Here is a 13,099-nt window from a genome sequence, read left to right on the forward strand (position 1 = left end):
TCGACATGTTAGTTGAACAACGTTTGCTAGCCCTTGGAAATCTCATTGGATTTCTCTTTTTAGTTACTTATTCAGGAAACAACAATATGACTATTAGGCAAAAACTCTACTTCCTCGGAGTTATCGCCATTTTAGGCATCGTGGCCCTTTTGGGTACGTCATCCCATTTTGAAAATAAGAGCAATGACCTTAATCACGCCATCAAACTCGTTGGTGATCTAGAAATACGCTTACTCAACTTACGCAGAAATGAAAAAGATTTCCTACTACGTAGTAATGACAAATATCTAAATAAGTTTGACGCCAATGTTGACAAGTTTATAGACACAGAAAAAGAGCTTGCGAACATACTCAAGAGTAATGAATTACCTTCCAGTCAACAATTTAAGCAAGACTTGCTCGCATACCAAAGGGGCTTTCAGAATCTGGTCAGCGCTTACCAACGATACGGGCTTGATTCAAAGAGTGGGCTTCTCGCTGGTTACGAACAAGCACTATTAGAAGCAAAACAACGTTCAGACCACCAGCAGTTATTGGCATTAGTCCGTTTTGACTCTGCGGTAAAAGCAGGACTATTCAATAGTGACTTGCTTGAGGGGCAATATGCTCCTGAGCTTATCAAAACAGGTAAGCAATTGGCGGCCCAAAAGCAAGTTGTTGGGGTTGCTTATGACAAAGGCCTACTCGGTGAAACTCGCGCATTATCTCATGCCGTAGAAGAGCAATTTGAAACCTTTTCCACAGCCCTTAGCTCTGCTGCCGCACAACGTGATGAACAAATGTCGACCATCAAGCAGGTCATTACAGCTCTGATCTTAGTCGTTATTTTCGCATTGATTTGGCAAATTTCACGTTCAATCAATACGCGAGTGAATAGCTTACTTGGCACCATTCGAAGTATCAGCGAAACGAACAACATGGGACTTCGATCTGATTTGAAAGGTCAAGACGAGCTATTTGATATCAGTCATCACCTCAATGACCTATTGGATAAGCTTGAGCATCTAATTAGTAGTACCCAAGAAAAATCGGCGCAACTCACTGCAAGTACCGATAATATGCATCGTGAGTTAGAAGGCGTTATGGAGCAATTCCACACTCAAACTGACCACACTGCATCAATGGCGACGGCAGTTCAGCAAATGGTTGCCACGATAGGTGAAATCTCTGAAAGCACATCAGTTGCGGTAGAAGGCGTACATCAGGCAGCGAATAATGCCGAACAAGGTCGAGGAGTTGTTGAGGCGACGGTAACCAACATCGGTCAACTAACCACGATTTTATCAAACAGCCAGCAGTCGATTGGCTCGCTGAATCAGCATGTAGATAAAATTGGTGGTGCCGTGAACATCATCCAAGAAATAGCAGAGCAAACCAACCTACTAGCTCTCAACGCAGCAATTGAAGCCGCGCGAGCAGGCGAACAAGGCCGCGGGTTTGCAGTTGTCGCCGATGAAGTACGCGCCCTAGCTAGCCGAACTCATCAATCCACAGAGGAAATCACGCGGGTCGTTGCAGACATTCAAACTCAAATGTCTACAGTTGTTGCTGATATTGATCAATGTAACGATCAAGGGCAACAAACACTTAATGCTTCTGAAAAACTGGATTCTAGCCTACAGCAGATCATCACTGACATGCATTCAATTCAAGGTAATTCGGAGCGCATAGCTTCAGCAATTGAAGAACAAGGTATCGTTATGAACCAAGTTAGCGGTTCAATCACCGAGCTAAACGCAATATCTGAGAATAACATGCAATCTGCTCAGGAATGCTTGCATGAAGTGAACTCTGTCTCTGCTCAAGCTCATGATATGGATGAAGCCGTTGCACAATTCAAAACTGCGCTAAAATAAACCTTTTTCAAAATAGAAAGCCCGAGGCAACCATTGCTTCGGGCTTTTTTTCAATTGTCACTTCGTGCTTACTGCGCACTTCGGATGTGATTACTCATCATCAAGAGGAACCAGCTTGGTGTTGCCGCCATGAACTTTCTCACGCTGTCTTTGCACCAGAGCGTAGAAGCCTGGGATCAAGAATGTACCTGCTAGAAGCACACACAATAGACCACCAATCAGCGACACGCCGAGTGAGTTTTGACTCACGTGCCCCGCGCCAGCGGCAAAGATAAGCGGGAAGATACCCAGGATAAATGACCAAGAGGTCATATTCACAGCGCGGAAACGTAACGTGCCTCCTTTAACCGCTGCACTATCGATATCAGCATCTTTTTCTTCACGCTCTTGCTTGGCGAACTCCACAATCAAAATTGCGTTTTTCGCCGCCAAGGCTATGAGCAAGACAAGACCAATTTGGGCATACAAGTTAAGCGGCGTGCCAGTTAGATTCAACGCAAGGAAGGAACCTAACGTTGCTACTGGGACCACCAAAATAATAGCCAGTGGAATACTCCAACTCTCATACTGAGCCACCATAAACAAGTAAATGAAGATCAAAGCCAGCGCAAACGCATAAATGGCTTGGTTACCCGCAAGCACTTCCTGATAAGCCATACCTGTCCATTCATACGTGTACCCTTGCGGAAGAACTTCAGCAGCAACGCGTTCCATTGCTGCAATCGCATCACCACTAGAGTAACCCGGAGCTGGTTGGCCTTGAATGATAGCACTGCGGTACATGTTGTAACGCCACGCCACATCAGGCTCAAACACTTGCTCGTAGCTCACTAGCGTACTTAACGGGACCATATCACCGTTCGAAGAACGAACATGGAAACGCTCTAGATCTTCCATGCTGCTACGGTGCTGGCTATCAGCTTGCATGGTTACGCGGAAGTTCTTACCAAACATGGTGAAGTCATTCACATAAAGCGAACCTAAGTTGCCTTGCAAGGTTTGGAAAATAGACGACAGCGAAATACCTAATTGCTGCGCTTTCTCACGATCGATATCAACGTAGTAGTGCGGAACATTCGCGCGGAACGTGCTAAACGTGTAGGCAATTTCAGGCGCTTGGTTAGCCGCTTGGATCATTTCTCCCATGACCATCGACAAATCGGTACGACTTCGCCCTAGCGTGTCTTCAAGCACAAACTCAAAACCAGACGCAGCGCCCATACCAGGAACCGCCGGTGGTCCCATCGCAAAAACAACCGCTTGAGGTAGCTCTGTCGCCGCTCGACCGTTAATACGTGCCGCGATAGCATTAGCAGAGTGCTCTCCTTGCAGCGAGTTACGAGTATCCCAGTCATGCAATTTGATAAATACAGAAGCACCGTTTGATGCTGCTGCGCCTGTCATAAACGAGTAACCATTCGCAACCGTCACACCATCCACACCAGGTTCTTCACCGATCATTTTCATTAAATCATTGGTGACTTCTTCAGTACGTGATAAAGAGGCTGAATCTGGTAGCTGTACGTTAACCAGCAAAATGCCTTTATCTTCTTGAGGAACAAACGCTGTAGAGGTGGTTTTCGCAAAGAAAGTGACCGCAGCGATAGCAACTATAAAGAACGTCACGAGCAGTAAAGACTTCTTCACCAAGAAACCAGCGATCTGGCCATAACGCGTAGTGATGCGCTCTAAGCCTCGGTTGAAAGCCTGGAACCAGTTAGCGGTATTGCCCCCACCCTGCTTCAATACCAGAGAACAAAGTGCTGGAGACAGCGTCAATGCATTGATGGATGAAATCACAACCGAAATACAGATGGTCAAAGCGAACTGGCGATACATGATACCGGTGATACCTGGCAGCATGGCGACGGGTATGAATACCGCAAGTAGAACCAAGGTCGACGTGATGATTGGTCCCGTTACTTCTTTCATCGCTAGCAACGTCGCTTTACGCGGTGAAATGCTTGGGTCTTTCGCCATGGTAGTATCGACGTTTTCGATAACCAGAATCGCATCGTCCACCACGATACCAATCGCAAGGATCAAGCCAAACAAAGTAACCGTATTAATGGTGAAGCCCGTTGCCTGCATGATGGCAAACGTACCAATCAGAGAAACGGGGATCGCGACAACAGGAATCAACGTTGCACGCGCACTACCCAAGAACAAGTAAGTTACAGCAATCACCAATAGAATCGCTTCAATCAGTGTTTTTACTACCCCTTTGATCGATTCAGATACGAACACGGTTGTATCGTAGCTGGTCTCGTATTCCATTCCCTCTGGGAAGTTTTTGCTCAAGCCTTCAAGGAGCTCCATGACGGCCTGACCACTTTCTAACGCATTCGCATCCGATTGAAGAGACAACGCAACGATTGACGCGTCCTGGCCACGGAACTTACCGTTACCATCGTAGAACTTTTTGCCTAGTTCAACGCGAGCAACATCTTTCAGATAAACCGTAGAGCCATTGGGATTAGCTCGAAGGACTACGTTCTCAAACTCACTCACGCTTTCCAAGCGACCTTTGGTCACAAGGTTAAACTGAACTTCTTGCGGATTGTTGTATGGTGCTGCACCTACACGCCCTGCCGCAACTTGAACGTTCTGTTCAGCCAAAGCGGCGTATACGTCTGACGTGGTTAGCTTAAGGTTGGCCATTTTTTCAGGATCTAACCAAACACGCATTGCGTATTCGCCACCACCAATCACGTTAACTTCACTGATACCTTTCGCACGAGCCAACTGATCTTTTACATTCAAGTTAATGTAGTTAATCAAGAACTGATCATCGTATTTGCCATCAGGTGAATAGAAGTTAAGTACCATCAGCAAGTCAGGTGAACGCTTTTTCACCGTCACACCAACCATGCGAACTTCTTGAGGCAGTTTTGACTCAATCTGTGACACGCGGTTTTGCACGTTAACTTGCGCCATATCTGGATCGGTGCCAACATCGAACGTGACGTTTAGGCTGTAAGAGCCATCGTTCGCGCTCTTTGAAGACATGTATATCATATCCTCAACGCCGTTGACTGAGGTCTCTATGGGGTCCGCAATGGCCTGCTCGACAACTTCCGCACTCGCGCCAGTGTAGTAAGCCGAAACGCTTACTGATGGCGGGCTTATCTGTGGATACTCAGCCACTGGCAAAATCGCCAGTGAGATCGCGCCGGCTAGCGTTAATATGATCGAAATAACCAGCGCGAATTTAGGTCTCTGAATAAAGAAACGACTTAACATAGTGCCCCCTACTGCTTATCTTCAGCAGGTGCTTGAAGGCGCACTTCTACACCATTACGCACACGTTGTAGGCCTTGTGTAATAACCGTATCTTCCTGATCGAGCCCTTCTCGAATGATAATGCCTTGTTCAACCTGAGGGCCAAGCTCGACGTTACGACGCTCTGCCACACTTCCCTCAGCCATCACCATCACAAAGTCACCTTCTAAGTCAGTCTGTACGGCACGTCGTGGGATAACAATAACGTCTTTCGTGTTCTTATCTCTCAAGTTCACTTTGATGTGTTGACCCGGAAGTAACTTCTGCTCTGGGTTTGGCACTAGCGCGCGCATAGCAATCGTACCCGTTTTGGTGTCAATACGATTACCTAAGAAATCAAGCTTACCAAGATGCTCAAAAAACTGTCCATTTTCCAGTTCAAGCTGAACTTCAACGCGGTTTGATTCAGCCGAGCCATCACCTTTTACTTGATCCATACCCATAGCTAAACGCTCACGCTCACTCACACTAAATGAGGTATGAACTGGATCTAAACTCACCAGAGTTGTCAGCACGCCAGATGACGGAGAAACCAGATCACCCGTACTCACTTTGGTATCACTAATACGTCCGCTAAAAGGTGCTCGGATTTGAGTATAGGAAAGGTTAACTTCAGCAAGTTTAAGTTGAGCATTTGCCGCTTCTAGCTCTGCTCTCGCACCAAGAAGTGCCGCAGTTAAAGCATCAAACTCAGATTGAGAGATACTACCGCGAGGCAACAAGTTTTTACCTCGAGTATGATCTAATTCGGCTTTTTTTAGCGCCGCTTTAGCTTGTGCAAGTGCGGCTTTAGCACTCGCGACTTGGGCTTCAAAAGAAGATGGCTCGATAGAGTAAAGGAGCTGCCCTTTTTCTACCATTTGCCCCTCTTCAAAGTGACGAGCTTTTAAGTAGCCAGAAATCTGCGCGGTAATATTGGTATCTTCTACTGCTTCAATGCGACCGATATAAGACTTGCTCGGTTGGTAGTCGATAACCGTGACATCCTGAGTCACTACGAGAGGCGCTTGACCTTTCGTTTGGGCATTATTAGCTTCCCCGCATCCAGCGAGGATTGCTGTAGCCGCCATTAGTGCGACAAGTGGTTTCTTTTGCATGTATTTACCGTCTTTATAGAACAGGATATTGTTGAATTCCTATCAACCTTACTCCTTGCTGCCACTGAAAACTTCACTGAAAAGCGCCCAAGGTGTTTCTAAATGTAAACATGAGAAACAAAAGGAAAATAAAGTAATTTAGTTAACAGTGGTATTCAATGAGCAATATACATACAACTCAATCATAACTATTTAATATACGCCTTAGGAGATCGCGAATTTTAGCGTGTGCTTGGAAACACTAACGGGAGTATTGTATTCGGGCGTAAAGTGAGATTCAGTGCTCAAGATAAGAACGTTTTGTGGCTAAAAAGGTAAAAAGTGACGCCTTCATACTCAAGACCCCGATTTTGACTATTTTTTTAATATAAATGGGTTATCATTCAATTAATTCAACGCCTTCGACAGAGAGGATGACTATGATTTCTAAATGGGCGAAACGCTTTTACCAGATGGCAGAACTAGTGGCGTCTTGGAGTAAGGACCCATCAACACAAGTCGGTGCCGTTATTACTAAACAGAATCGCATTGTATCTGTTGGATTTAATGGCTATCCGCATGGTGTTTCTGACAGTGTCGACACCGATGAGCGCGAGTTGAAATACCTTAAAACACTGCACGCGGAAGAGAACGCAATTTTGTTCTCAAAACGTGACTTAGACGGATGTGATATTTGGGTAACGCATTTTCCTTGCCCTAACTGCGCGGCAAAGATCATTCAAACAGGGATCTCACACGTACACTGCCCTGAGCAGTCTGAAGACTTTTTATCTCGCTGGGGAGATAAAATCCAAGTCAGTCAAGATATGTTCGATCAAGCGGGTGTGAAAGTCGACTGGTTACCACTAGAAGACATTGAAATTGAAGACAAAGACGTGCGCTAGTATTCCATCTTAATATTTAAATAGCCCAGGAAGATCTGGGCTATTTTGTTATTAAATCTGCAAGAGGTCTCGACGTAGTCTTTTAACTGTGTTTTTTCGCTGTGAGCTCAGCAATTTTGACAATAACGAGTACTGATTTTTCCATCATTTCAACAGAAATAAACTCATGAATTCCGTGGAAGTTAAAACCACCGGTGAAGATATTCGGGCACGGCAAACCCATAAAAGATAAACGAGCACCATCTGTACCACCACGAATAGGTTTTATAATCGGTTCCACATCACACGCTTCCATCGCTTGCTTTGCCAGCTCAATGATATGAGGGTAAGGCTCAACCATTTCTCTCATATTGTAATAGCTGTCTTTTATTTTTAGCTCTACAGAACCATGGCGTAAACCCGTGTTCATTTCATCGACGAGTTTCTGCATAAAGGCTTTTCGATCCTCAAGTCTTTGACGGTCAAAGTCTCTAATAATGTAACCTAGCTCGCTTCGTGCAACGCCCATTTCTGCCGATTTTAGATGGAAGAACCCTTCGTAACCTTCGGTTGTTTCCGGAGTTTGATCTTGGGGCATTTGAACTTGAAATTTCGCAGCCAAGTTCATCGCATTGACCATTTTGCCTTTTGCAGTACCTGGATGAACGCTAACACCATGAAAAATTACATCAGCGTTTGCTGCATTAAAGTTTTCGTATTCCAATTCACCTTGCGGGCCACCATCTATAGTGTATGCCCATTTCGCGCCAAATTTTTTAACATCAAACAAATCTGCACCACGACCGATTTCTTCATCCGGAGTAAAGCCGATACAAATGTCGCCGTGTGGAATGTCTGGGTTTTCCAGTAGCAGAGCTACCGCGGAAAGAATCTCTGCGATACCGGCTTTGTTATCCGCGCCAAGTAATGTAGTGCCATCGGTAGTAATAAGATTGTGGCCATGTAGGTGATGTAAATCTGGGTATTGCACGGGAGATAACACTTCATCCCCCAACCCTAATGCAATATCGCCACCCTGGTAATCTTCGATGAATTGCGGCTTTACGTTTTTGCCAGATGCATCCGGCGCGGTATCCATATGGGCAATGAAGCCGATAGGAGGAACCTCATAATCAACATTGGCTGGCAGTTTAGCCATCAAGTAGCCATTTTTATCCAAAGTCACGTCACTTAAACCAAGCTCGATCATCTCTTTTTTAAGTAACTCAGCAAACACAAGCTGACCAGGTGAACTTGGGCAAAGCGTCACATGTGGATTGGATTGGGTATCAAACGTGACGTATCGAAGAAATCTTTCAACTAAATGTTTCATATTTATTCTCATTGTTTTGTACGATGAGGCCTTATCACGCATTGATAAGCTGACGTTGCCTCATCAAACCTCACGCTATGTTACGCTCTTAGCTCAATAAGAATTTGCTTTGAATCATTTTTTGATAAGAAAGGCTTTTGCGCTTTGCTTTCGCTCATTGAAGCATGAATTTAATCTAAAAGTTCCTCAGCCAATACTCGCCACTCTTTAACCTTTTCACGAAAATGACGCCATTGCTTATCGGTCATCGAACGAGAAACATCTAATGTCAGTTGATCAACCAATGCAAAGTTAGAGTCAATATTCAGAGAAAGCTGCTCACTATAATAACTCTCTGGCTCGAACAAGAGTCGCATAAATATATCTTGATAAGTCACAACATTAGATTTGTTGTCGAACAAGTATTCGAGCTCTTGATATACCGTGGCTCGATAATCTCTCCATAAAGGGCTGTTTAAAATAACTTGCTGAGAAAATCTTTGAGCTAATTGACGCTGATTTCCTGATAGATTCCCCAGCCATTCTTCCATCCACTCTTCAGTGTTATCCAGAATAATTTCACGCACTTCGTCTTCTGTCTTATCGGCATATTTTGCGTTTCGCTCTTGATAATGTTCTTGTACATTACTCAAAAACTCGCGTTCTTGCTCTTTCGTTAACTGCAAACTTAACGCAAAAAGATCTGGTGCTGCTTTGCTTACCACTCTATCGTAATGCGCTCGCATTCTATCTCGATTTTGTTGTAAGTAATTTAAGGTGATATCGCTCGCTTTTAATCTCTCAAGGTCTTTTAAATGTTCGATATATAATGGTAACTCCTCTTTCTTGTGCCAGTCTGCCAACAATAATAAGCGCTCTTCCACCAGGACTTCTTGTTCCCCTTGCAACGAGACATAGTCCTCTAAGTAATCGAGCACGAACCAATCGATATTGCTGTATAAAAACTTTTTCGCACAACCGGCAAGCAGAAATACGAAACAAAATAGAAGGCCATAACGAAGCGCCTTATTAGATACATCCTTTAATTTAGTCACTTATTCGTATTCCCTTTTCTGTTGATTAAGTTCTATACTCAACCTGTATCACTTAGTATTGCGGCAAACTTACACCAGTGTGACAAATATTGATTGCCACCTTAATAATATATAGAGTTTGAAATTAACTTTTTGATCACAGCTATCCGCAAAAAAGTGAGTTAGAGCGCAATTATCGGCTAAAAAACGTACCGAACGACGCTCCCTATAACGGCATATAATTTGCATGGATGTTTTTGGATGGTTTATGGAGGCGAAGTATGGCAGCCGCTGAGCAACTTGATACCAGTGTAGAATATGAGATTCGATATTTTGAACAGGGGAAAATGCACTGCATGAGAGTCATTGCTGAAAGCAAAAAAGTGGCTTATCAGTACTATTTGGAGTGTGGTAAGCACAACAGTGACTTGTACTCTATTCGCCCAGACAAGTAAAAAAACCGCCTAACAGGCGGTTTTTTCATTCGTCAGAATCAATATAACTGTTTGATTTTATTTATTATTACAGATTCAAATCCAACAATGTTATTTGATGTCGCCAAAGCGCTCAAGATAAAGGACGGTTGCTGCAGTACGAGAAGGAACTTGAAGCTTTTTAAGTAAACTCTTCATATGTACTTTAACCGTAGACTCAGAGATAAAAAGACGATCGGCAATTTGCTTGTTGCGGAAACCTCTTGCCACCTCTCTTAAGATCTGAGATTCACGATCGGTCAGTGTATCAAACACGTCCTCTTGCTCTGAGCGTTCACTCAAATACTTAGAAACTTCTTGGCTGTATGCCTTGTCCCCTTGATGCGCTTGTTTTAGCAACTCAACCAACTCATCAGGCTCAGTGTCTTTCAATAAATAGCCATCGGCACCACTTCGAACTATTGCTTCTATATCTGCTGGGCTATCTGAAACGGTTAGAATGACAATTCTGGCTTCACAGCCATCTGCACGCAGTGCTTGCAAAGTATCAAGGCCAGACATGCCTTTCATATTAAGATCAAGAAGTACAAGATCCAGTTCCAGCTCATGCGCTTTCGCTACTGCATCCGCGCCATTACTTGCTTCTGCAATGACCTCAAACTCAGGCTCAAAGCTTAAAAGCTGGTGGATACCTCTTCGCATGAGTGGATGATCATCCACCAGCATTACTTTACACACTGTCACTGTTTACTTCCTTACTATGTTGGAATTCTAATTTTACGGTACAACCTTTGTTTATCGATGCTTCGATGTGAAGATCGGCATGCAGTCTAGCGGCCCGCTCTTGCATGATACTCATACCGTAATGATTTAATTTTTCGTCTTGATGTTCAAAGCCTATTCCATCGTCGCTAACGGTTACTGTGACTTTTCCATCATTATCGAGACATTGAATGTGAATATTATCTGCTTGCGCATGTTTGATAGCATTAATTGCCGCTTCTCTTATCAACTGTAGTAAATGAACCTGCTGATGTGCATCCAGTTCAGTTGATGAAAGTCTATTTTTTAGCGTAATGTCCGCAGCAGTTTGTTCACTGAGCGTTTCAACCATGTCTTGCAATGCTTGGCCAAAACTGCCCTCTTTAATCGTAAGACGAAACGTCGTCAGTAACTCGCGTAACTGCGTATAAGCGGCAGATAAGCCCGTATCTAGCTCGGCAATAACTTGATTAGCCTGCGCGATCGCCTTTTCGTCAGGCAAGTTCTTTACGCTTCTCTTCAACAAAGCGACCTGAATTTTTAAGTAAGAGAGTGCTTGAGCCAATGAATCATGCAACTCCCGAGCAATAGTGGCTCGCTCTTCCATCAGCAGAATTTGTTCTGCTTGGCGCTGCGCCCGATTGTAATACACGGCGCGTGATAAAATCTGCACGAAGTTGTCAATAAGAGCCTCGTTCGGACAAGGTAACCCTGCTTTCCAATATAAATAGCCCAAGTGCTCACCATCTAGCATCAGGGCTTTACCGTGGCAATCTTCATCACAATCTTGGCAGCATTCTTCTCCTTCCATCAATATCCAGCTCGGTTCTCCCAGCTGCTCGATTTCAAGTTTGACCGCTTTAATGCCCTCAAGACTGACGATATGCTGCAAAATCGCCTGGAAATTGTCTTGATTAATACGCGACGCCGTGAGTTCTTTTGACGAGTCATACAGCACTTCTAAAGACTGGTTGGCATGCTGCAATTTACGTGTTTTCTCATCAACCGCTTGTTCTAATCCTCGGTACAACTTACCAAGGTCTGTCGCCATCCGGTTAAAGGTTCGAGTCAGTATTCCCATTTCATTGTCGCTAGATACATTGAGCGATATATTGAATGAGCGATTTTTAATTTGCTCGCTAGCAAAAACTAAGGCACGCAGAGGCCGAACAACTTCGAGGCGCACAAAATGAACGACAAACATACTGACACAAAGGATGCCACCCAACCCTAACCCGCCGATCCAGGCTAAGTTAATCAGTTTTTGCTCCGAAAAGCTTTGCAGCTTAAATACAAACTCATCGATTTGTTCAACAAAACCGGCCACTAGGAGTTGATATTCTGCCGGGTTGTCTCCTCTCAGCACCGCCTTGAGTTCATGCCATCTGATAATAAGACGGTAGTAATCGTGAGTGATGTCTTCAGGCACAGACCAATGCTGAAGCGCTTTCATTGAAGGTGAATATATCGAATGTTCAAATGCGTCAATATGTGAAGAATAGTCAACAGATTTAACCTGAATATCATTCGCCAGACGGTAGCTTTGCATTCGCATCGAGCCAGCAACATTGACGGCTTCAGCATCGTTCAAACTGGACGCTAACGTAAAAATCGCAAAACCAGTCGTAGCGACTGAGAGCAGCAAAATAAGAAGCATCGCGGACGCAATCGTGCGCGTCACTGACTTTTTCACATTTTTAAACAATCTGAGTTCCTCGCCCATTAACAATCCTATTTGTACGTGCAATGAACCCATTACCTTTCAACTTTATCAATATGTGATCACCTGCGACGGAATTTATTGATCCAAAACAATATTGCATACCATTTACCCCCTAAGAGGTATTTATACAAATATGTCAAAAACTACAATTTCGTTAGTTTAAATGACAGTTTATTAATGAAAATTGTGGACTATGCTTAGTTTGGGTTCCAAGTTTCGAGGTGACTAAGTGGTAGACCTTTCCAGAAGAAGACTCTTTGCAAGAAAAGCGCACCCCGACAACGCCGTACGTTTGCCTTGGTTAACTAAACCGCAACAGTTTACGGACGATTGCACTCGCTGCGGTAAATGCATTGAGGCCTGTGAAACAAAGATTATAACCAAAAGTGATGGCGGATTCCCCTCGGTCGATTTTTCCATCGATGAATGCACATTTTGCTATCAATGTGCAAACGCCTGTCCTGAGCCCCTTTTCTTGCCAGAAACAGAACAACCTTGGCAAGCAAAAGCAAGTATCAACGATAACTGCTTAGCAAAACAAAATGTCGAATGCCGAAGCTGTGGGGATATGTGCGACCCGATGGCAATTCAGTTCAAATTAGAACTGGGGAAAGTAGCACAACCCAATTTAGACCTTGATGAGTGTAACGGCTGCGGCGCCTGTGTTTCAGTTTGCCCGACTTCATCCATCAATGTGAGCAATACAACAGCCTAAGCCGAATGTCGTCGGCCAAAG

Annotated in this window: 10 protein-coding genes; 4 read left to right on the forward strand and 6 right to left on the reverse strand. The window is 44.2% G+C overall.

The window, feature by feature from the left end:
- The first annotated feature begins 86 nt into the window (after nt 1-86).
- Nucleotides 87-1,856 (forward strand): methyl-accepting chemotaxis protein, encoded by a 1,770-nt coding sequence (locus R7E51_RS00710; RefSeq protein ID WP_025767924.1) that lies wholly within the window; start codon nt 87-89, stop codon nt 1,854-1,856.
- A gap of 90 nt (nt 1,857-1,946) precedes the next feature.
- Here R7E51_RS00710 and vmeZ read toward each other — a convergent pair whose 3' ends face one another.
- A complete protein-coding gene (vmeZ, locus tag R7E51_RS00715; RefSeq protein WP_005373507.1) occupies nt 1,947-5,099 on the reverse strand; it encodes a multidrug efflux RND transporter permease subunit VmeZ in 3,153 nt (1,050 codons plus the stop codon).
- 8 nt (nt 5,100-5,107) lie between these two features.
- Nucleotides 5,108-6,235, reverse strand: coding sequence for a multidrug efflux RND transporter periplasmic adaptor subunit VmeY (gene vmeY, locus R7E51_RS00720; RefSeq protein ID WP_017635193.1), 1,128 nt, complete (start codon nt 6,233-6,235; stop codon nt 5,108-5,110).
- Nucleotides 6,236-6,654: 419 nt separating this feature from the next.
- Between vmeY and R7E51_RS00725 the strand changes: the two genes are divergently transcribed.
- Nucleotides 6,655-7,119: a dCMP deaminase family protein gene (locus tag R7E51_RS00725; protein WP_005373515.1), complete on the forward strand. Its 465-nt coding sequence runs from the start codon at nt 6,655-6,657 to the stop codon at nt 7,117-7,119.
- Between the two features lie 82 nt (nt 7,120-7,201).
- On the opposite strand, the gene pepT is transcribed toward R7E51_RS00725, so the two are convergent.
- Nucleotides 7,202-8,431 (reverse strand): peptidase T, encoded by a 1,230-nt coding sequence (gene pepT, locus R7E51_RS00730; RefSeq protein ID WP_031781280.1) that lies wholly within the window; start codon nt 8,429-8,431, stop codon nt 7,202-7,204.
- Between the two features lie 170 nt (nt 8,432-8,601).
- Nucleotides 8,602-9,465, reverse strand: coding sequence for a DUF6279 family lipoprotein (locus R7E51_RS00735; RefSeq protein WP_005389049.1), 864 nt, complete (start codon nt 9,463-9,465; stop codon nt 8,602-8,604).
- 260 nt (nt 9,466-9,725) lie between these two features.
- Between R7E51_RS00735 and R7E51_RS00740 the strand changes: the two genes are divergently transcribed.
- On the forward strand, nt 9,726-9,899 hold the full coding sequence (locus tag R7E51_RS00740; protein WP_005373524.1) for a hypothetical protein: 174 nt from the start codon (nt 9,726-9,728) through the stop codon (nt 9,897-9,899).
- Nucleotides 9,900-9,989: 90 nt separating this feature from the next.
- Here R7E51_RS00740 and R7E51_RS00745 read toward each other — a convergent pair whose 3' ends face one another.
- Nucleotides 9,990-10,604 carry a response regulator gene (locus tag R7E51_RS00745; protein WP_031777156.1) on the reverse strand — a complete coding sequence of 205 codons (615 nt, stop codon included), beginning with the start codon at nt 10,602-10,604 and terminating at the stop codon, nt 9,990-9,992.
- 4 nt (nt 10,605-10,608) lie between these two features.
- Nucleotides 10,609-12,345, reverse strand: a complete 1,737-nt coding sequence (narQ, locus tag R7E51_RS00750; RefSeq protein WP_025767926.1) for a nitrate/nitrite two-component system sensor histidine kinase NarQ — start codon at nt 12,343-12,345, stop codon at nt 10,609-10,611.
- A gap of 247 nt (nt 12,346-12,592) precedes the next feature.
- On the opposite strand from narQ, the gene napF reads away from it, so the two are divergent.
- Nucleotides 12,593-13,078, forward strand: coding sequence for a ferredoxin-type protein NapF (gene napF, locus R7E51_RS00755; RefSeq protein ID WP_005373529.1), 486 nt, complete (start codon nt 12,593-12,595; stop codon nt 13,076-13,078).
- Nucleotides 13,079-13,099 lie beyond the last annotated feature (21 nt).

It is taken from the genome of Vibrio sp. Vb1166, assembly GCF_033338695.1.
GTDB lineage: Bacteria > Pseudomonadota > Gammaproteobacteria > Enterobacterales > Vibrionaceae > Vibrio > Vibrio alginolyticus.